The organism is Tessaracoccus aquimaris (assembly GCF_001997345.1).
GTDB lineage: Bacteria > Actinomycetota > Actinomycetes > Propionibacteriales > Propionibacteriaceae > Arachnia > Arachnia aquimaris.
In genome coordinates this window covers 2110808-2129330 of record NZ_CP019606.1, presented here as the reverse complement: position 1 = coordinate 2129330, position 18523 = coordinate 2110808, and the positions used below count along the sequence as shown (strand labels likewise).

Sequence of the window (18523 nt, the reverse complement as noted above, 5' to 3'; positions counted from 1 at the left end):
TCCTAGAGGGAAGCGAAGGCGTTGCAGTAGGTGGCCCAGTCGGCGTTGTCGCCGGCCGCGTCGGGTGGCAGCGTGTCGCGCATGGTCGGGTCGCCGCGCGAGCCCGCCAGTTGCCGCTCGACCACGATCTCCACGGAGGCGGAGAAGAAGAACACCTCGACCTCGACCATGAGCGAGGCGCGGCCGTGCAGTTTGTCGGTTGCGAAGTCGTAGGTGAGGGACAGTTCGAGCGTGATGGAGGCGGAGATCAGACCGAGCACGTCGACCTCTCCCCGGATCCGGAAGTAGGCGGTGAACTTGCCCGCGTCGCCCTCGAGCCTCAGGTAGGCGCCGACGGCGATGGAGACCGATCCGGAGGCGACGCCGAGATCCACCGACAGGCTGGCGGCGGCCTCGAGGCCGAGTTCCAGCAGCACCAGCCCCTTGGGGGCGGCCCGCAGCACCAGCCATCCGCCGCCCCCGACGCACATCACGGTGAGCCGGAACGGGGCGTCCTTTGAGCAGAAGTGGAAGCCGACGGTTAGTGCGTCGCCGAGGAACGGGACCCGCGCGTCCGCACCGAGCGTGATGTTCTCCAGGCTGAAGACGCCGACCCCGACGTTGGGCAGGGCAAGGTCGAAGCCTGCGGTGACGCCCTCGGGTTTCACGTCCACGAAGGGAGGGTCGGAGAAGCCGTCGAACGGGATCAGGGAGCGGAGCGTGTCGACGAAGGCGAGCGGCCCGAGGAATGCGATGCCGCCGAAGACGACGTCGACCTCCGGCTTGCCCGCGGACCCGGCGTGGAACCCGATCCGCCGGAACTTGAGTTGCATCAGGCCCGAGTCGCCTGCTCCGATCAGGTTGAGGTTGAAGTTGGCGATCTCGGCGGTCACGTCGACCTTGGGTGCGGCGTCGGTGAAGGCCTGGACGACGACGTCGATCCTGAGCCCTCGCCGGTCGACGGGGTCGAAGATCCGCTCGATGCCGCCGATGCCCCACGGCAGGATCTCCGGGTTCCACTTCAGGCGCGCCGTGACGCGGCCCGCCGCCGCGTCGCGCATCAGGGCGGCGACATCGGCGGCGGTGGCGAGCGGGGGTCGCAGGGCCTCGAGCGCCCCGGTGAGGCGGGCGCGGACGGCGGCCGGGATGCCGGGAAGGCCGAGCGAGCCGGCGACCCCGTCGAGCGCCGCGATGAGGGCGGCGGCGTCGTCCGGGACCGCGGCGGCGGTGCCGGGGAGACCCTCGAGGCTGGTGCGCAGCGCGGCCACCGCCGCGGTGACCGGCGCGGCCTGCGCGGCGAGCGCGTCGCGTGCCGCGGTCGCGACCGCACCGGCGCCCGCGTGGGCCGCGTCTGCGACGTCGCCGTCGATTCGGGCGCCGGCGTCGTCGAGTTCCTCCGTCAGGGCGGTCAGGCCCGACGTGAGGGTGGTCAGCGCGCCCGCAGCGTCCGAGACGAAGGCGGGCACCTCGCCAAGCCCGGTGACGGCCAGGATGTCGGTGAGGTTGAACAGGCCGAACAGCCGCGGCAACAGCGTCGGCCCGAAGAACTGGGTCGGGTTGAAGGCGCCGTTCGCAAGCCCATCGGCGTCCGCCCCGACAGTGCCGAGCGAGCGGGAGAGCCCCTTGACGTCGAGGCTCGGGGACACGAAACCGCCGGAGCGCTCCGATCCCGAGCCGAAGTCCATGGCGGCGCCCGAGACGAGGTCGAGCAGCACCTCTCCGGCGTTGCGGCCGGCGACCGGCGGCTGCCCTGGTGCGCGGTCTGGCAGCCCGTCGGCCAGGAAGTGGGGGGAGTAGCGCATCGTGACGGTCGGGGCGGAGGGGCTCAACTGCCGCATCGGCGGCAGCACGCCCCTGACCTCGGTCATCTTGGGGCGCGACGTCGGGCCGTCGATGTCGCCGTCGAAGGTCATGGTGGCGACCTCGACGCTGGTGTCGCCCCGCTTCACGGGCCGGGCGAGCGCCACCGACTGGCCGCGGCCCAGGATCTCCCGCACCGGCGCGTAGGTGCCCGAGGCCAACTCCGGGTGCAGCGGGAAGATGAGGTCGGTGCCGGGCTCTGCGATGACCTGCACGAACACCAGGGGCGCGGCCCAACTCTGCGTCGCGCCCGACCGGTCGGTGCTGGTGAGCGTGAACGGGTAGGGCTCACCGAGTCGTTCGACGATGAACGGGTAGGACGGGTCGTCGGGGGTGTTGATGTTGGGCGTCACGGGCGGGCCGACGGTGACCTCGGCGAACGGCAGGTCGCGGTGGTCCTCCGGGTAGCTCCTGGTGGGCTCGCGGATGATGATGAACCAGCGCTGCCAGAGGTAGGCGACCGGCTCGTCGCGGTGCCGGACCTTGCGCTCGGTGATCTTGACGAGCAGGCACCGGTGCCCGAACGGGAACAGGAAGCCGGGGTAGGCGACGCGCACGTAACTGTCGCGGCCCATCTCGGCCTCGTGCCGGTAGGACATCACGTTGACGGCGCCGTCCCAGAACCCCGCCCAGGTCAGCCAGGCGCCAAGGGTGGAGAGCGCGAGTCGGGTCACCTGCAGCGGAGTGTCGGCGAACCGGTCGTCCGACTGGGTCTGCGTGACGATCGCCCGCCTGTCGAACGGGGTGAGCGACTGCTCGAAGCCGGGGTCCTGCGCGCCAGGGTCGTCGTCGCGGGTCCACCTGGCGCGCACCACCGGCGGGGTGCCGTCCGGTCCGGCGACGAGTTCGGTGCGCCACAGTTCGGATCGTCCCTCAGGGCCGCGCGGCGCGACAGCGTGCCGGAACCTGCTGCCCCGCGACGGCGAGACCACCAACCGGTAGGGCGCCTCGATGGCGGTCTCCAGTTCCTGCGGCGGCTCCGGGCCGCTGCCGGTGACCTCTCCCGCCGGGCTCGCGCCGCGCGGGACCACCAGGTCGAGGTCGGAGATGGCCGCGAGCACGCCGTCGACGTGCCAGTCGATCCGGGTACCGGGCGGGACCGCGAAGACCAGCCTGCTCGGCTCGGCGCTGCGGTGCCGCGACGGGCCGTGTGGCGGCGGTGCCTCGACCTTCGAGCCGGGCGGGATCAGTTGCCAGACCTCCTCGCCCACGTGCTGCGGGGGGATGCCGACGACCAGGAGCGCGTCGTCGTCGGCGACCAGCACCCCCGTCGGGTCGCCCGGCTCGAGGTGGCAGCCGTAGGCGGCCAGCGTCAGGTCGATCAGGTCTTCGGTGCGGAGCAGTCTCGCCTCAACATCAGGGCGCTGCGGTTCGGGCATGGCGACTCCTTTGCTCGGCCCGCGCCCCCCGCGGGCCGATCCCCCAGAGCCGCATCATCTCCCCGAACCTGGGGCGGCACAAGACGCTGTCAACTGCCCACAGCGCGACACGCCGAGACTGCCGCCGAAGTCAGGCCCCCGCCGCGGCTTGGGCGTGGGTCTGGCGTTGAGCATGTTTGGTAACTCGTTGCGCGGCAGAGCGCGTTTGAACGATCACATCGGCAACGAGCAACCAAACATGCTCAAACTCCCAGCCCAGCCGCGCCTTCGCCAACCGGGCCGAGGGCTAGGGGCGACCCCGAGGTCAGACGATGCGGTGCATCCAGCCGTGCGTGTCCTCGGCGAGGCCGTACTGGATGTCGGTTAGGCGTTGCCTGAGCGCGAGCGTCGTCGCGCCCGGCCGACCGTCCCCGACGACGTGGGCGCCGTCTGCGTCCTTCAGCGTGCCCACCGGGGTGATGATCGCGGCGGTGCCGCATGCGAACACTTCCGTGAACAGTCCGGAGTCGATGCCGTCGACCAGTTCCGTCAGTTCGAGGCGACGCTCCTCGACGCTCAAACCCGCGTCGCGGGCCAACTGCAGCACCGCGGAGCGGGTCACGCCCTCCAGGATCGTGTCGGTCAGTTCCGGGGTGACGACGGTGCCGTCGGAGGTGACGGCGAACAGGTTCATGCCGCCCAACTCCTCGACGAAGCGGTGCTCGACGGCGTCGACGAAGCCGACCTGTGAGCAGCCGTTCGCCTCGGCCTCCTGCTGCGCCACCATCGACGCTGCGTAGTTGCCTCCGCACTTGGCGAAGCCGGTGCCGCCTGGGGCGGCGCGCGAGTAGTCGCGGGTGAACCAGATGTCGACCGGCGCGACCCCGCTGCCGCCGAAGTAGGCGCCCGACGGGCTGGCGATCACCGCGTACGTGACCGACGTGGAGGGCTTGACGGCCAGGATCGGCGAACGGGCGAACATGAACGGACGCAGATACAGGCTCTGCTCCGCCCCCGTCGGCACCCAGTCCCGCTCTGCCGCGACCAGTTCGTCGACGCTCGCGAGGAAGTCAGCCGCGCTCAACTCGGGCAGGCCGAGCCGTCGGCAGGAGCGGCGGAACCGCTCGGCGTTCACGTCGGCGCGGAACCGCCAGATCGAACCGTCGGCGTGCGCGTAGGCCTTCAAGCCCTCGAACGCCTCCTGCGCGTAGTGGAAGACTGCGGCCGCCGGGTCGAGTTCGAAGGGGCCGTACGCGACGATCCTGCGGTCGTGCCACCCGTCGGCGGCCGTCCAGTCCGCGACCGCCATTCGGTCGCTGAACTGGGCCCCGAAGCCCAGGTCGGACAGCACGGAGGCTCGTTCCTCGGCGGGGCGGAGCGGCGCGTCGTGGAGGGTGAACTGGGTCATGTGGATGCCTTCTTCGAAAGGGTGTCGGGTCGAGCTTGGGCAGGGAGGGTCAGATTGAGCCGCCGCCGGCGACGTCGATGCTTGCGCCGCTGATGTAGCTTGCCCGGTCGCTCGCGAGGAACGCGACGATGCCCGCGACCTCGTCGGGCTCGCCGAAGCGGCCGAGCGGGATCGCGGCGGACTGGTCGGCGAAGAACTGCTCCTCGCTCTTCTCCGGCGCCCGCTTCGCGTGGATGTTGGCCCACTGCGGCGTCTTGACGCTTCCGATGTTGACGACGTTGACGAGGACGCCGTACTTGGCCAGTTCCTGCGCGAGCGTCCTGGTCAGGTTCAGGCCTGCGGCCCGGTTCACGCTTGTCGACAGGAAGCGGTAGTCGGGATCCTCGGCGAAGACCGAGCCGATGTTGACCACCCGAGCCGCTTCGGAGGCCTTGAGCCAGGGCAGCGCGTCCTTCACGGCGCGGAACCAGCTCAGCACCTTCACATTGAAGTCGGCGACCAGAGCGTCCTCGGTGAGCGTCTCGAACGTGCCGGGGTGTGCCCCGCCCGCGTTGTTGACCAGGATGTCGATGCCGCCCATGTCCTCGGCGGCCCACTCGACGAACTGGGCAAGTTGGTCGCCGTCCCGCACATCGACCGCGCGGCCGGCGGCCCCGTCACCCAGCGTCGCGACGGCGGCCGCCACCTCGTCGGCGTTGCGGGCGCAGATCCGCACCTGGGCGCCTTCGGCGATCAGCTCTGCGGCGATCGCGAGGCCAAGCCCCTTCGATCCTCCGGTGACGATCGCGCGGCGACCTCCCAATCCGAGCTCCATCTCAGTCCCTCCTCAGGCGAACGCCTCGTCGACCGGGACCTGCAGTCCGATCGCGAGCCGGTTGGTCTTGTTGGCGGCGGCAACGACGGCGTGCAACTCCGCGAGCTGCTCATCCGTGGCTCCCTTGCCGCGGGCGGCCGCGGTGTGTGAGCGGACGCAGTACGTGCAGTTGTTGACGGTGGAGACGGCCACGTAGATCAGTTCCTTGACGAGCGGATCGAGCGAGGTGCCTGCCGCCATCACCTCCTTGAGCTCCGCCCAGGTGCGCTCAAGGTTGGCCGGGTCGTTGGCAAGCACCCGCCAGAAGTTGTTGACGAAGTCCGTCTGCCTGGTCGCGCGGATGTCGGCGAACACGGCCGCCGCCCGCGGGTCGAGTTCCTCGTCGGTGAGGGCGGGCAACATCGGGCTGAACTGCTCCATCGCTGATGCTCCTAACTGAAGGTGGCGCGTCGTCAGCAGCCTAGCGCCGCGTGCCGCGCCCGGGCTTCCTGCTGCCCGTCTCATGGACGGGACCTGAGTTGGAGAGCGGGAATCCATCGGTTAGGGTTGCCTCATTCGCATTACCGCAAGCAAAACGTTCTCTAAATCCGAGGCGGGGTGCGAGGACGGAGATTCCGCATGACCATGTCGTTCGAGGCGTCGAGGATCCAGACCCCGGAGCGCGCGCAGTCGCTCGCCCGTCGCGTGCTCGGCGGCGCAGGGTCGGCCGGTCTCTTTGCCTATCGACTTGGCGAGTCGCTCCCGTTCGTCGCGCACGGCCTCGCGGCCGACGGCTCGCTGGTGATCGCGGCCCGACCGGAGGGTCTCCTGTCCGCGACCGCCCCCGGGTTCGGCATCGACGTGCGGATGGACGTGGTGCTGCACTCCGCCGACCCGACCGTCAGCATCGTGGCGGCATCGGTGCATCTCCTGGGCGAACTCACGTGGGTCGGCGACGCTGAACTGCGACGGCTGCGCGAGACCGGCCTCCCGTCGATGCTCGCCGATCTCGCCGATGAGCCCGGCATGCAGGTGGGCGTCATCGAGATCGAGCGCGCCGTGCTGCATGACCTCGACGGCGCCACCGTCGTCGACCTGGACGAACTCGGCATCGCCTCGGCCGTTGATGACCTGGCCGCCCAGGGTGCGGTCGCCCGCCTCGGGCAGGACGCACTCAAGGACCTCTGCTGGGCCGTGATGGTCGGACGACTCGTGGGCCAGGTCCGCGTGGCCGACGCTCCGCCTGCCGCCTGCGCCCACACCAAGGGCCGCGTGTTCTGCGTCGACGCGGACCTTGGTGGCGTCACCCTGATGCTGGTCTCGCCGGGGAGGCGCAGGTCGTCTATGCCGCGTTCCCGCATCCCGTCGCGTCGGCCGCCGCTCTGGACGGTGCGCTCGCGGGCCTCGTCGAGGCTGCCGCCGCCGACCTGGCGGCCTGAGGCACCTGTCGCGCCGGGGGTGGCGCGAAGACGGCGACGGCACGCGGGTAGAGCCCGCGCGCCGTCGCTTGATCGTTGGGTCGGGTGTGCCCCTCAGCGCACCTCGTAGGTGAGGCAGTTCGCGGAGTCGGAGATGTCGACGCCCGCGGCCGTGCACATCAGGTCGGCGTTGTGGACGCACTCGAGTCGCTGGCATGCCCCGACGTGGCCGTCGGCCACCGGGAGTCCGCCGCGAGCGTCGAGCGTGATGAACGTGGCGCAGGTGGCCTTGTCGGCGCCCGCGATCGTGACGGCGAACGCGGTGCATCCGGAGTCGTTGTAGGCGCACGATGTGGTGGCGCATGACGTGATGGCGGTGACGGTGCTCATGGCGGGTTCCTCCAGGTGATGTGCCGTTGTCTATTGACGACAATCCTAGATTTTTCGCCGCCCTTTGGCAAGCCTTGCAAATGCGTCTGACAAGGGGCGATGTAACGACTTCTGCAGGGTTTGCGTCAGCGGAAAGTTGCCAAATTTATCGTTGCGTTAATCCTCAGTCGCGCGAGACGAAGGCGAAGACGCGGGTCGGGAAGCCGGTTCCGCCGACCACCCGGGGCACGCCGACCGCGATCACGGCGCCCGTGGGAGGCAACTGGTCGACGTTGACGAGGTTCTCCAGGTGCCACACGCCCGCCGGGTGGGAGACGTGGCGGTGTACGGGGAAGTCAGGCTTGTCGCCCGGGTCGATGCCAAGCGTGTCGACGCCCAACCCGACGACCCCGCGGGCCACGAGCTCCGTGGTGCCTTCCACGCCGAAGCCGGGGAACCTTCAGGTCGGTCGTCGACTCGGTGCCCGCGTAACTGAGGGCGTCCTGCTTGCGGTGTGCCCAGCCAGAGTTCATCAACACGGCCGAGCCTGCCGGGATCGTGCCGTGCTCCGCCTCGAACCGTGCGATGTCGGCGACGTCGACCGTCGCGTTGGGGTTGGTCGACGCCCGCTCCGAGATGTCGATCACCACGACGGGCACCACGAGGTCGTCGATCGGGATCGAGGCGGTGTCAGCCCCGCCTGGGACGAAGTGCTCCGGCGCGTCGAAGTGCGTTCCCGCGTGCTCGAAGGTCGTGATGATGCGGGCGTGGTACCCGCCGCCCTCGTGTGTGACGGCGTCGGCGATCTCCAGGGCGGGGGCCCCCGGCCACAGCACGGTCTCGGGCCCGAGGGCGTCGCTCAGGTCGACCAGTCGGAAGCCGCCCTTGAAGGCGGCGAACGCTGCATCGCGCGCCGCCACGACGGTGGCGGTCGTGGCGGAGTCCTGGGGATTGGTCTCGAGGCTCATGGCGGTTCCTTCGTCTGTCGCGCGCCGCCTCTGTGCGACGCCTAGCCAAACACTAGGGAGCCGACCGCGCGCCGAGGTGGGGTTCCGGCACTTTCCTGCCTGCTTCGCTGACAGCGAAGGTCGCGCGGTCCGGTGAGCGGTGGGGGCATGGCGTTGAGTAGTATCGCGGCCTCGACCGCAGTGCGAGCGCTAACACGGCCTCGTCGGCGCGACGAACACGCAATGCTGCTCAAGGCCGAACCCGCGCGGAAACCCGCCCGTGCCCTGTCGGCGTGACGGGTCGGACGTCCCGGAGGTCTCTGGTGACGATGCTGCGCTCTGAGCGAAGCGGCGGCGCCGGTGCCAGTCGTCCAGGGTGCGGGGGAGCGGGTCGGCGCGCTTGTGGGAGCGCCCGACGGGCCCGAACGGAGGGTGCGCAACGCGCCGTCCAAGGGTGATCGTCGGGATTGGGGTGCCCCGGCATCCGGCGATAGACTGGCCGCGCTGAGCCGACCCGACCCGAGAGGTGCCAGAGTGCAAGACGAGCTGACCGGATCCGGGGTTCCCGCCCCATTTGCCACGTTGGGCCTGACCTTCGACGATGTGCTGCTCCAGCCCAATCAGTCGGATGTCATCCCTTCCCAGGTCGACACCGGCACCCAGCTCACCAAGCGGATCCGGCTGAACATCCCCCTCGCGTCTGCCGCGATGGACACCGTCACCGAGTCGCGGATGGCGATCGCCATGGCCCGCGAGGGCGGCATCGGCATCCTGCACCGCAACCTGTCGATCGCGGACCAGGCGCACATGGTCGACCAGGTCAAGCGCTCCGAGGCCGGGATGGTCTACGAGCCCATCACCGTCAGCCCCGACGCGACGCTCGGCGAGGTCGACGAGCTCTGTGCGACCTACCGGATCTCCGGCGCCCCCGTCGTCGACTCCGAAGGCACGCTGCTGGGCATCATCACCAACCGCGACATGCGCTTCGAGGACAACCCGAAGCGCCCGGTCCATGAGGTGATGACCACTGCCCCGCTGATCACGGCCCCGGTCGGCGTGACCAACGAGGACGCGCTGGCCCTGATGGCCAAGCACAAGATCGAGAAGCTTCCGATCGTGGACGCCAGTGGCAAGCTGAGCGGCCTGATCACCCTCAAGGACTTCGTCAAGGCCGACAAGTACCCCAACGCCGCGAAGGACGATCAGGGCAGGCTGCGCGTCGGCGCCGCCGTCGGCTTCTTCGGCGACTCGTGGGAGCGCGCCATGGCGCTCGTGGAGGAGGGCGTCGACGCCATCATCGTCGACACCGCCCACGGGCACAGCCGCGGAGTGGTCGACATGATCAAGCGGCTCAAGGCCGATCCGGCCGCCGCGGCCGTCGACATCATCGGCGGAAACGTCGCGACCTACGCGGGCGCCAAGGCGCTCGTCGAGGCAGGCGCCGATGCCGTCAAGGTGGGCGTCGGCCCCGGCTCCATCTGCACCACCCGGATCGTCGCGGGCGTCGGCGTCCCGCAGGTGACGGCGATCTACGACGCCGCCCGCGCCGCGAAGCCCGCTGGTGTTCCCGTGATCGGCGACGGTGGCCTGCAGTACTCCGGCGACATCGCCAAGGCGATCGTGGCGGGCGCCTCCACCGTGATGCTCGGCTCGCTGCTCGCCGGCTGCGAGGAGAGCCCGGGAGAGCTGGTGTTCATCAACGGCAAGCAGTTCAAGAGCTACCGCGGGATGGGCTCGCTGGGCGCGATGGCCGCCCGCGGCCGCAAGGCGTCCTACTCCAAGGATCGATACTTCCAGGGCGACGTCACCTCCGACGACAAGCTGGTGCCCGAGGGCATCGAGGGCCAGGTCGCCTATCGCGGCCCGCTCGCGGCGGTCGCCTACCAGTTGGTCGGCGGGCTGCGCCAATCCATGTTCTACTCGGGCGCCGGTACGATGGCCGAGCTCCAGGAACGGGGTCGATTCGTCCGCATCACCGCCGCAGGGCTGCGAGAATCCCACCCACACGACATTCAGCTCACCGCCGAAGCGCCCAACTACTGGTCGCGGTAAGGAAGATCCATGTACGAGCTCGGACGCAGCAAGCGCGCCAGTCACGCCTACTCCTTCGAGGACGTGGCGATCGCGCCCACCCGACGCACCCGCTCTGAGAACGAGGTCGACCTGAGCTGGAAGATCGACGCCGTCACGTTCGACATCCCGATCGTGGCCGCCCCCATGGACTCGGTGATGTCGCCCGCGACCGCCGTGCGGATGGGCGAGCTTGGCGGCCTGGGCGTGCTGAACCTCGAGGGGCTCTGGACCCGCTACGAGGATCCGCAGCCCCAGTACGAGTTGCTGACGCAGGAGTGCGATCAGGTCACCGCGACCCGCCGCCTGCAGGAGATCTACGCCGAGCCGGTCAAGGGTGAGCTGATCCGCGACCGCCTCGCCGAACTGCGCAAGGCCGACGTGCCCGTAGCAGGGTCGCTGTCGCCCGCGCTGACGCAGGAGTTCGCCCCACTGCTGGAGCAGGCGGGCATGGACTTCTTCGTGATCCGCGGCACCACCGTCTCGGCCGAGCACGTCGGCGGCGAGGACACCTTGAACCTCAAGGAGTTCATCTACCGCTTCGACACCCCCGTGCTGGTCGGCGGGGTCGCCACCTACCGCGCGGCGCAGCACCTGATGCGTGCGGGCGCCGCGGGCGTGCTGGTCGGCTTCGGCGGCGGCGCAACGCACACCACCGCCGACGTCCTCGGCATCGAGGTGCCGATGGCCTCCGCGGTCGCCGACGTCGCAGAGGCGCGTCGCGACTACCTGGAGGAGTCGGGCGGCCGCTACGTCCACATCATCGCCGACGGAGCCGTCGGCAAGTCCGGCGCCATCGCCAAGGCGATCGCGTGCGGGGCGGACGCCGTCATGGTCGGTTCGCCGCTTGCCCGCGCCACCGAGGCCCCCGGCCGCGGCTGGCACTGGGGCGCCGGCGCCTGGCATCCGACGCTTCCCCGCGGCGAGCGCTCGTTCTTCGAGCAGGTCGGCACGCTCGAGGAGGTCGTCCTCGGCCCGTCGCGCGTCCCCGATGGCACGATGAACCTGGCAGGCGGCCTGCGCAAGGCGATGGCGCTCACCGGCTACACCGACGTCAAGTCCTTCCAGCGCATCGACCTGATCCTGCACTGATGATGACGCAGGACGAGGCGAGGGCGGAGCTCCGGCGGCTGCGCGGGAGCATCGACAACATGGACTCGGCCCTCGTGCACCTGCTCGCCGAGCGCTTCAAGGTCACCCAGCGGGTCGGCGAGTTGAAGGCCGCCGCAGGCCTACCGCCCGCAGATCCGGACCGTGAGGCCGCCCAGATCGCCCGGCTGCGGGCGTTGGCGGTCGACGCGGACCTCGACCCGGAGTTCGCGGAGAAGTTCCTGACGTTCATCGTCACGGAGGTCGTGCGGCATCACGAGCAGATCGCGGCCGAACAGGGCGAGTAGCCCCAGGCAAAGGGCGCGTGTCCGCTGGTTGAGCCGGGCAAAGGCGCGCAGCGCCGCAGCCCGCGTCGAAACCATCTGGGGCCGGTCCGCCTTCTGACACGAGTCGGTTTCGACCGACGTGGTCCGCTTCGTGTCCCACGTGGCTCAACCAGCGGTCATCCCACGTGGCTCAACCAGCGGTCATCCCACGTGGTTCAACCAACAGTCGTCCCACGTGGCTCAACCAACGGCGGCCTCGGTCTTGGTCAGCCGACCGACCTCGGAGCCGTCCTTGCCGAAGATCGCCATGGTCTCCCCGTCGATCGTGCCGGTCTCCAGGCCGCTCAGCCAGACGTCGACGCCCTCACAGAACTTGGCCGTCGAGGCGATCTGGATGAACGTGAGCGAGTCGCCGTCCTGCTTCCAGGTCCCCATCAGGCGGTTGCAGCCGTCGGTTCCCGCGAGGCGGCCGTCCTGCTGAAGTTCGAGGCTCGGGGCCTCCTGGCCGTTGCCCTCGCCCGTCCAGGTGCCGACGGCGGTGGGAGCGGCCGGTGCGCAGGCGGCGAGCGCGCCGACGATCGTCAGGGCCGAAGCGAGCGCGAGTCGTCGCAGCATCCTTGGTCTCCGTTTCGTTGCTGGGGGAGCCACATTACCCGTGCGATCCCGGCGCAGAATGGGCGGGGTGTCGGCGGTCGGCGACGCGCCTTGTCACGTGTGGGAACCGGCCGGCGGCCTCAGATCAGAGGCTCGTCCGCGTTGATCATGAAGGCGGCGGCGCGCACCAGGTACTCCCGCATCGTGGCGTCCTGCCCCTCCTCGAGGGCGAGCGTGTCGACCGCCGCGAGCATGTGGTGCAGCCACCGGTCCCGCTGCGTCGGCGTCACGGCGTAGTGCACGTGCCGCATCCGCAACCGCGGATGCCCGCGCTGTTCCTGGTAGGTCTTCGGGCCGCCCCAGTACTGCTCGAGGAACATCCGCAGCCGATCCTCCGCAGGCCCGAGATCCTCCTCGGGGTACAGGTCCCTGAGCGGCGGATCGTCGGCGACGCCGCGGTAGAACTCGTGCACCAGTCTCGCGAACACCGGCGCCCCGCCGACCTGGTCGTAGAAGGAGGCCTCGCTCATCCGGCGGCCACCTCGTCGCGCCACGAGTGCCGTGGCCGGAACCCGATCGCCCGCTTGGCGGCCTCATTGCTGAGCAGGGTGCCGTACTCGCCGACGGAGCCGGGCACCTCCAGTTCGGGGTGGATCGCGGCGAGGGCCTCGCGGGTCGGCACGTCGAGGATGGTGTCGTCGGCGGCGATCACGAACGCGTGCGCCCCGCTCAGGTGGGCGCCCAGCGCGTCCTCGCACGACTGGGCGACGTCGCGGGCGTCGATGTAGCCGAACAGGTTCCAGCGCCGCGCCTCGGGGTCCCGCGCGAAGCCAGGCTGGGCCGCGTAGTCCGCGACGGTGAAGATGTTCGACAACCGCAGCCCGACGAACGGGATGCCCGCCCAGCGCGACACCTGCTCTGCCATCGTCTCGGTCATCACCTTGCTGAGCGAGTAGGTCGAGTTCGGATAGGGGTAGTGGCCCTCGTCGACCGGGACGTAGTTGACCTCGTCGAAGGGCAGCCCGAGCGTCGTCTCGCTCGAGGCGTAGACGACGCGCTGCAGCCCCAGCTTCCAGGCGGCGAGGAACACGTTGTCGTTCATGGCCAGGTTGGCGTTGAGGGTCTGCGAGTCGGTGTGGATCGAGTCGGCGGGGATGTTAGCCAGGTGGATGACGGCATCCGCGCCGTGCAGCACCTCGACGGCCTCCCCATACTGCGTCAGGTCGGCGCGGAAAAACGCGCCCTGATACCAGGCGGGCCGTGCGGCGACGTCTGTGGCGATCACCTCGTGTCCGGTGTCCTCGACGAAGTGCCTCAGTGTGGCCTGCCCTGCCTTGCCACTTGCCCCGGTGATCACGATCCTCATGATCGGCATCGTAGAGCGCCAGGGCCCGCTCCGCGCCCGTCCCAGGTGGTGGTCAACGTCCGCCAATCTGGACCCCTATACAACCGTATAGATTCTGATACGCTCGTATGGTGACGGACGATCGAACCGCCAAGGCGCGACTCAGGGACTCGGCGATGGAACTCGTTGCCGAGGGGGAGTCAAGGCGCTCACGGCCAGGGCAGTAGCCGACCGCTCCGGGCTCTCGCAGGGCCTGATCCGGCACCACTACGGCTCGATGGCCGAACTGCTGCGCGCCTGCGACGCCCACATCGCCGAGGTGATCCGCGCCTCCAAGCGCGAGTCGATCACTCCGTCGCCGAGCTTCGACGCCATCGGCGCGCTCCGGTCCATCGGCAGTGACCATGTGCTGGCCTACCTCACCCGCAGGCTCGGCGCCGACAGCCCGGAGATCGACGGACTCATAGACCTGCTCGTCGCGGACGCGGTCGGCTACCTGCGCGATGGCGTTGACGCGGGTGTTGTCACTCCCACCTCCGACCTCCCCGGAAGGGCGGCCCTCGCGACCATCGTCGCGCTCGGCTCGCTCACGATGCACCGCCACCTCGCACGCTACTTCGAGGTCGACGTCCGCTCCGAGGACCTGGCGAGCCAGCCAGGATTCGCGCGCTACGTGCGCGCCCAACTCGACCTGTTTTCAGGAGTCGTCGAGCCCAAGGTGCTCGACGAGTATCTACCTCTGCTCGAAGAAATCGAGGAGCACCATGAACCCCATCCAGACTGAGCGGTTGACGAAGCACTACGGCTCGTTTCCGGCCCTGATCGACTTGGATCTGGAGGTGAGGCCGGGGGAGGTATTCGGCTTCCTGGGACCGAACGGCGCGGGCAAGTCGACCACGATCCGCGTCCTGATGGGTGAGTTGAACCCCACCTCAGGGTCGGCCTCCGTCCTCGGCGCCAAGCCGCGCGACGTCGCGCACCGCAGGCGGCTCGGCTACCTGCCAGCCGACCTCGCGCTCTGGCCCGCCATGACCGGCCGCGACACCCTGAAGTTCTTCGCCAAGCTGCGCGGCGGCGTCGACTGGTCGAACGTCGAGACGCTCGCCGAGCGGTTGGACGCCGACCTCACCAAGCGCGTCGGCGAACTGTCGACCGGCAACAGGCAGAAGATTGGCCTGATCTCCGTGTTCATGCACACGCCCGACCTGCTGATCCTCGACGAGCCGAACGCCGGCCTCGACCCGCTCGTCCAGCACGAGTTCTGGGCCATGATGCGGGAGGTGGCCGACGACGGTCGCACCGTCTTCCTGTCGAGCCACACGCTGTCCGAGGTCGAGCGCGTCGCCGACCGCGTCGGGATCATCCGCAAGGGCCACCTGATCGCCGTCGAGGAGGTTGCCGCCCTGCGACGCAAGAAGATGCGCCACATCGAACTCGACATCGACGGCCTGGTGACCGAGGCCGACCTGGCTGAGGTGCCTGGCGCCAGGGACATCGAGATCCACCCCGACCGGGTCGAACTGAACTTCGACGGCGACATGGCACACCTGCTCGCCGTGGTCTCCGCCAAGGCACGGCTGCGCGACCTGCACACGCAGGAGGCCGACCTCGAGGACATCTTCCTGACCTACTACCAGGACGCGGCATGAGCACCGCGGTCTTCGGACGCGGCCTCGCCGAAGGGTGGCGGGGCCTGACGATCGCGGCCGGGTCGGTCGCGGCGATGCTCGTGCTCGGCCTTGCCGTCTACCAGGACCTGGACCTGTCGATCTATGAGGGCCTGCCCGACGTCGTCCGGTCGCTGCTGGGCATCCCACAGCACGCCGACGCGTCGCTGATGGCCTACAACGAGATGCTCGCCGCGATTGGCGCGCTCGCCTTCGTCGGCGTCGCGATCGCCATCGGCGCGTTCGCGGTTGCGGGCGAGGAGGCCAACCGGACACTGTCGATGGTGTTGGCCGCACCGGTGTCACGGACCCGGTTCGCCCTCTCGAAGGCGGCGGCCATGCTCGCGCTGCTGATCGCGAGCGGTGCCCTGCTGTGGGGGGTCGCCGCGATCGCCCCGATCGCGCTCGGAGTGGAGGTCGGCCAGGCGCACGTGTTCGCGCTGATGCTCCACCTTACGGCCAACGCCATCTTCCACGGCTCGCTCGCGTTCGCCATCGGCGCCGCCACCGGTCGCAAGGGCCTTGCCGCAGGCGTCGCCGCAAGCGTGATGGTGCTCGGCTGGCTCGGCACGGGCCTGCTGCCGATCTGGCGTGAGAACGCGGCCGACTGGATCCCCTGGTACTGGTTCAACGGGTCCAAGCCGCTCGTCAACGGCATCGACGGCGGCCAACTGGCCCTGCTGCTGGTGGGCGCCGCCATCCTGATCGGGCTGGGAGTCCTCGGCTTCCGGGGTCGCGAGGTCCGGCTGTTCCAGTCGGGCTCCAGCCTGCTCGACCGCGCCCGCGCCGTCCCCGCGCTCGCGAAGGTCCTGCAGCCGACGGGAAAGGGCTCGTCCCTGTTCGGGTTGCGGCTTGCGGCTCAGCAGGTGCTGGTCTCCTACGTGGTGTTCATCCTGGCGCTCGTGATGGGCGTGGCGATGCCGTTCATGTACAAGGGGCTCGCCTCGATGATGACGCAGTTCTCGCAGTCCTTCCCGCAGTCGATGGCCGACCTGTTCGGGGGCGGCGACCTCGCGACGCCGCCTGGGTTCCTCCATCTGGAGACGTTCGGGATGATGGCCCCGATCGGGGTGATCCTCGTCGCGGCGGCGGCGGCCGCGTCCGGCATCGCGGGCGAGGAGCGCGCCAGGCGGATGTCGACGCTGCTCGCCCAGCCGATCTCGCGCACCCGCGTCTACCTCACGGTCGCCGCGGCGACGGCGGCTTATGTCGGGATCGTGGCCGGGTCGCTGTTCCTCGGCACCTGGGCCGGCATCGCCATGTCGGGGATGGACGTCGAGATCGCCAACCTGGCCTGGGCCTGCGGGCTGCTCGCGCTGCTCGGGCTGTTCTTCGGTGCGCTCGCGCTGCTGATCTCGGCCGCAACAGGCAAGCCGTCGCTCGCCGTCTGGGCGACAACGGCGATCGCCGTGGTCGGCTTCTTCGGCTACACGTTGCTGCTCGCAGCGGGGAAGGAGGGCTGGGGCTGGTGGTCGCCGTTCCGCGCGTACCTCTACGGGCCTCCGCTGCAGGACGGCGGCACCTGGTGGCAGCCCACGTGGCTGGCCGTCGGTGCCGTGCTGCTCGTGGCGGCGGGGCTACCGCTGTTCCTGAGGCGCGACGTGCGCAGCGGATCCTGAGCCCCGCCAGCGCCCGCGGACCGGCTCAGGCGTCGGGCGTCGGCTCCGGGTCGGGCTCGGGAGCGAGCCGTGCCTGACGCGACTCGATCTCATCCTGCACCTCGCTCAACGGCTCGACGAGGGCGCGGGCATAGAAGTGGCGCGCGGTCTTGCCCGGATGGCTCAGCGCCAGGATGTCCTGCTTCGTGACGCGAACCTGGCGCACCAGCGTGCCCTCGAGTGGCCAGGTCTCCTCGGGATCCTCGAAGGACTCCGGGAAGTGGATCTCGGTGTCGCTGACCGACAGGGGATACGGCCCGTGCTCAGAGACCTCCGCGTCCGTGGTGCGGGCGATGCTCCGCCGGTTGGCGTCGGCCTTGCGGAACATCAGGACGGCGGCGCCGGTCATGATGATCAGGCCCGCGAGCAGTTGCAACTGCAATTGGCGGAGTTGGACAAGAGCGATGAGGCAGGCGACGGCGAGGATCGCGAGCACGACCGTCATCGCGTAGCCCATCAGCATCAGGCGACGCTTCTGGTCGACCTGCACCGCCGGCCGCTGCTTGACCCAGTCGGTGTAGCGGAACTCCCGTGTCTTCATGCGAGCAAGGGTAGGGCCAAGGGGGAGGTGCCGGCGTCGGGGGCACGCCTTCTCGCCGGGCTGCGGGCCTCCAGGGGATGAGGTGCAGGCCCAGACAGCAGGAGACGACGGCACCAGTGGGGGGTCCTGATGCCGTCGCCTCGTCCAGTGGGTTCAGTTGTCGAGAAGGCCCTCGAAGAGCACGGTCGACAGGTACCGCTCGCCGAAGTCGGCGACGATGACGACGATGGTCTTGCCTGCGTTCTCCGGACGGTTGGCGACCTCCACGGCGGCGGAGATGGCGGCCCCCGCCGAGAGCCCGACCAGCAGGCCCTCCTGCGTAGCGGCCTTGCGCGCGTACTCCACGGCCTGGTCGATGTTGCGGGGGAGCACCTCGTCGATGACGTCGCGGTTCAGGATCTCCGGCACGAAGTTGGCGCCGATGCCCTGGATCTTGTGGGGGCCGGGCTGGCCGCCGCTGAGGATCGGGGACTCTGCGGGCTCGACGGCGACGATCGTGACGTCGGGCTTGCGCTCCTTGAGGACCTCGCCGACGCCCGTGATGGTGCCGCCGGTGCCGATCCCTGCGACGAGGATGTCGACCTTGCCGTCGGTGTCGTTCCAGATCTCCTCGGCGGTGGTCCTGCGGTGGATCTCGACGTTTGCCTGGTTGGCGAACTGGCGGGCGAGGACGCCGCCGCGCTCCTTGGCGATCTCCTCAGCCTTCTCGACGGCGCCGCGCATGCCAGCGGGGCCGGGGGTCAGCACCAGTTCGGCGCCGAAGGCGCGCAGCAGGGCGCGACGCTCGAGCGACATGGTCTCGGGCATGGTGAGGACGACCTTGTAGCCGCGGGCAGCGCCGACCATTGCCAGCGCGATGCCGGTGTTTCCGGAGGTGCCCTCCACGATGGTGCCACCCGGCTGAAGCTCGCCCGAGGCCTCAGCGGCGTCCACGATGGCGACGCCGAGACGATCCTTGACGGAGTTGGCGGGGTTGTAGAACTCCAGCTTCGCGAGCACCGTGGCGTTGTCGCCTGCGATGCGGTTCAGCTTGACGAGGGGCGTACGGCCGATCAGGGCCGTCACATCGGGGTAAATGCTCATGTCATCGGCAACCCCGCGACTTTCGTCGATATTCCCGCCATGGGGATGTTTTTTCAC

19 protein-coding genes and 1 pseudogene are annotated in these 18523 nt (G+C 69.6%); 8 read left to right on the top strand and 12 right to left on the bottom strand.

Features of this window, described 5'->3' with window-relative positions:
* Nucleotides 1-2: 2 nt before the first annotated feature.
* From BW730_RS09970 to BW730_RS09955, 4 genes are all read right to left on the bottom strand, one after another.
* A complete protein-coding gene (locus BW730_RS09970; protein ID WP_077686111.1) occupies nt 3-3218 on the bottom strand; it encodes a hypothetical protein in 3216 nt (1071 codons plus the stop codon).
* A 304-nt stretch (nt 3219-3522) separates the two neighbouring features.
* On the bottom strand, nt 3523-4605 hold the full coding sequence (locus BW730_RS09965) for a branched-chain amino acid aminotransferase (protein WP_077686110.1): 1083 nt from the start codon (nt 4603-4605) through the stop codon (nt 3523-3525).
* Between the two features lie 49 nt (nt 4606-4654).
* On the bottom strand, nt 4655-5419 hold the full coding sequence (locus BW730_RS09960) for an SDR family oxidoreductase (RefSeq protein ID WP_077686109.1): 765 nt from the start codon (nt 5417-5419) through the stop codon (nt 4655-4657).
* 12 nt (nt 5420-5431) lie between these two features.
* A complete protein-coding gene (locus tag BW730_RS09955; RefSeq protein ID WP_077686108.1) occupies nt 5432-5839 on the bottom strand; it encodes a carboxymuconolactone decarboxylase family protein in 408 nt (135 codons plus the stop codon).
* 198 nt (nt 5840-6037) lie between these two features.
* Between BW730_RS09955 and BW730_RS09950 the strand changes: the two genes are divergently transcribed.
* Nucleotides 6038-6946: a hypothetical protein gene (locus BW730_RS09950; RefSeq protein WP_077686107.1), complete on the top strand. Its 909-nt coding sequence runs from the start codon at nt 6038-6040 to the stop codon at nt 6944-6946.
* Here the strand turns inward: BW730_RS09950 and BW730_RS09945 are convergent.
* The 3 genes from BW730_RS09945 to BW730_RS09935 all read right to left on the bottom strand — a co-directional run bounded on the left by BW730_RS09945 (nt 6931) and on the right by BW730_RS09935 (nt 8153).
* Complete coding sequence (locus BW730_RS09945; RefSeq protein WP_077686106.1) at nt 6931-7206, bottom strand: DUF1540 domain-containing protein; 276 nt, start codon at nt 7204-7206, stop codon at nt 6931-6933. The genes BW730_RS09950 and BW730_RS09945 overlap by 16 nt on opposite strands.
* Before the next feature lie 163 nt (nt 7207-7369).
* Nucleotides 7370-7504, bottom strand: a complete 135-nt coding sequence (locus BW730_RS20055; protein WP_257787344.1) for a hypothetical protein — start codon at nt 7502-7504, stop codon at nt 7370-7372.
* 37 nt (nt 7505-7541) lie between these two features.
* Nucleotides 7542-8153, bottom strand: a complete 612-nt coding sequence (locus BW730_RS09935) for a cyclase family protein (RefSeq protein ID WP_077686104.1) — start codon at nt 8151-8153, stop codon at nt 7542-7544.
* A 525-nt stretch (nt 8154-8678) separates the two neighbouring features.
* Between BW730_RS09935 and guaB the strand changes: the two genes are divergently transcribed.
* The 3 genes from guaB to BW730_RS09920 are packed head-to-tail and all read left to right on the top strand — an operon-like array spanning nt 8679 to nt 11599.
* A complete protein-coding gene (gene guaB / locus BW730_RS09930; protein WP_077687606.1) occupies nt 8679-10184 on the top strand; it encodes an IMP dehydrogenase in 1506 nt (501 codons plus the stop codon).
* 9 nt (nt 10185-10193) lie between these two features.
* Entirely contained in the window at nt 10194-11294 is a 1101-nt protein-coding gene (locus BW730_RS09925; RefSeq protein ID WP_077686103.1) for a GuaB3 family IMP dehydrogenase-related protein, read from the top strand.
* Between the two features lie 2 nt (nt 11295-11296).
* Complete coding sequence (locus BW730_RS09920) at nt 11297-11599, top strand: chorismate mutase (protein WP_077687605.1); 303 nt, start codon at nt 11297-11299, stop codon at nt 11597-11599.
* A gap of 219 nt (nt 11600-11818) precedes the next feature.
* Here the strand turns inward: BW730_RS09920 and BW730_RS09915 are convergent, their stop codons facing one another.
* The 3 genes from BW730_RS09915 to BW730_RS09905 form a co-directional block, all read right to left on the bottom strand.
* Nucleotides 11819-12193 carry an META domain-containing protein gene (locus BW730_RS09915; protein WP_077686102.1) on the bottom strand — a complete coding sequence of 125 codons (375 nt, stop codon included), beginning with the start codon at nt 12191-12193 and terminating at the stop codon, nt 11819-11821.
* 119 nt (nt 12194-12312) lie between these two features.
* Complete coding sequence (locus tag BW730_RS09910) at nt 12313-12702, bottom strand: globin (protein ID WP_077686101.1); 390 nt, start codon at nt 12700-12702, stop codon at nt 12313-12315.
* Nucleotides 12699-13538, bottom strand: coding sequence for an NAD-dependent epimerase/dehydratase family protein (locus BW730_RS09905; protein WP_226996688.1), 840 nt, complete (start codon nt 13536-13538; stop codon nt 12699-12701). Before BW730_RS09905 ends, BW730_RS09910 begins: the two co-directional genes overlap by 4 nt.
* Before the next feature lie 91 nt (nt 13539-13629).
* Between BW730_RS09905 and BW730_RS20360 the strand changes: the two are divergent.
* The 4 genes and pseudogenes from BW730_RS20360 to BW730_RS09890 all read left to right on the top strand — a co-directional run.
* A pseudogene (locus BW730_RS20360) lies at nt 13630-13767 on the top strand (hypothetical protein); the annotation flags it as partial.
* A 27-nt stretch (nt 13768-13794) separates the two neighbouring features.
* Entirely contained in the window at nt 13795-14301 is a 507-nt protein-coding gene (locus BW730_RS09900) for a TetR/AcrR family transcriptional regulator (protein ID WP_158522588.1), read from the top strand.
* Nucleotides 14282-15166 (top strand): ABC transporter ATP-binding protein, encoded by an 885-nt coding sequence (locus tag BW730_RS09895; protein WP_077686098.1) that lies wholly within the window; start codon nt 14282-14284, stop codon nt 15164-15166. Before BW730_RS09900 ends, BW730_RS09895 begins: the two co-directional genes overlap by 20 nt.
* Nucleotides 15163-16803 carry an ABC transporter permease subunit gene (locus BW730_RS09890; protein WP_077686097.1) on the top strand — a complete coding sequence of 547 codons (1641 nt, stop codon included), beginning with the start codon at nt 15163-15165 and terminating at the stop codon, nt 16801-16803. The genes BW730_RS09895 and BW730_RS09890 overlap by 4 nt, the downstream gene beginning before the upstream one ends.
* A 25-nt stretch (nt 16804-16828) precedes the next feature.
* On the opposite strand, the gene BW730_RS09885 is transcribed toward BW730_RS09890, so the two are convergent.
* On the bottom strand, nt 16829-17383 hold the full coding sequence (locus BW730_RS09885; protein ID WP_077686096.1) for a hypothetical protein: 555 nt from the start codon (nt 17381-17383) through the stop codon (nt 16829-16831).
* Between the two features lie 153 nt (nt 17384-17536).
* Nucleotides 17537-18466: a cysteine synthase A gene (gene cysK, locus BW730_RS09880; RefSeq protein ID WP_077686095.1), complete on the bottom strand. Its 930-nt coding sequence runs from the start codon at nt 18464-18466 to the stop codon at nt 17537-17539.
* Nucleotides 18467-18523: the final 57 nt, after the last annotated feature.

Coding starts and splice junctions, on each gene's coding strand:
- BW730_RS09970 (WP_077686111.1), bottom strand. CDS start 3,218: ATGCCCGAACCGCAGCGCCCTGATGTTGAGGCGAGACTGCTCCGCACC.
- BW730_RS09965 (WP_077686110.1), bottom strand. CDS start 4,605: ATGACCCAGTTCACCCTCCACGACGCGCCGCTCCGCCCCGCCGAGGAA.
- BW730_RS09960 (WP_077686109.1), bottom strand. CDS start 5,419: ATGGAGCTCGGATTGGGAGGTCGCCGCGCGATCGTCACCGGAGGATCG.
- BW730_RS09955 (WP_077686108.1), bottom strand. CDS start 5,839: ATGGAGCAGTTCAGCCCGATGTTGCCCGCCCTCACCGACGAGGAACTC.
- BW730_RS09950 (WP_077686107.1), top strand. CDS start 6,038: ATGACCATGTCGTTCGAGGCGTCGAGGATCCAGACCCCGGAGCGCGCG.
- BW730_RS09945 (WP_077686106.1), bottom strand. CDS start 7,206: ATGAGCACCGTCACCGCCATCACGTCATGCGCCACCACATCGTGCGCC.
- BW730_RS09935 (WP_077686104.1), bottom strand. CDS start 8,153: ATGAGCCTCGAGACCAATCCCCAGGACTCCGCCACGACCGCCACCGTC.
- BW730_RS09925 (WP_077686103.1), top strand. CDS start 10,194: ATGTACGAGCTCGGACGCAGCAAGCGCGCCAGTCACGCCTACTCCTTC.
- BW730_RS09920 (WP_077687605.1), top strand. CDS start 11,297: ATGACGCAGGACGAGGCGAGGGCGGAGCTCCGGCGGCTGCGCGGGAGC.
- BW730_RS09915 (WP_077686102.1), bottom strand. CDS start 12,193: ATGCTGCGACGACTCGCGCTCGCTTCGGCCCTGACGATCGTCGGCGCG.
- BW730_RS09910 (WP_077686101.1), bottom strand. CDS start 12,702: ATGAGCGAGGCCTCCTTCTACGACCAGGTCGGCGGGGCGCCGGTGTTC.
- BW730_RS09905 (WP_226996688.1), bottom strand. CDS start 13,538: ATGAGGATCGTGATCACCGGGGCAAGTGGCAAGGCAGGGCAGGCCACA.
- BW730_RS09900 (WP_158522588.1), top strand. CDS start 13,795: ATGGCCGAACTGCTGCGCGCCTGCGACGCCCACATCGCCGAGGTGATC.
- BW730_RS09895 (WP_077686098.1), top strand. CDS start 14,282: ATGAACCCCATCCAGACTGAGCGGTTGACGAAGCACTACGGCTCGTTT.
- BW730_RS09890 (WP_077686097.1), top strand. CDS start 15,163: ATGAGCACCGCGGTCTTCGGACGCGGCCTCGCCGAAGGGTGGCGGGGC.
- BW730_RS09885 (WP_077686096.1), bottom strand. CDS start 17,383: ATGAAGACACGGGAGTTCCGCTACACCGACTGGGTCAAGCAGCGGCCG.
- cysK (WP_077686095.1), bottom strand. CDS start 18,466: ATGAGCATTTACCCCGATGTGACGGCCCTGATCGGCCGTACGCCCCTC.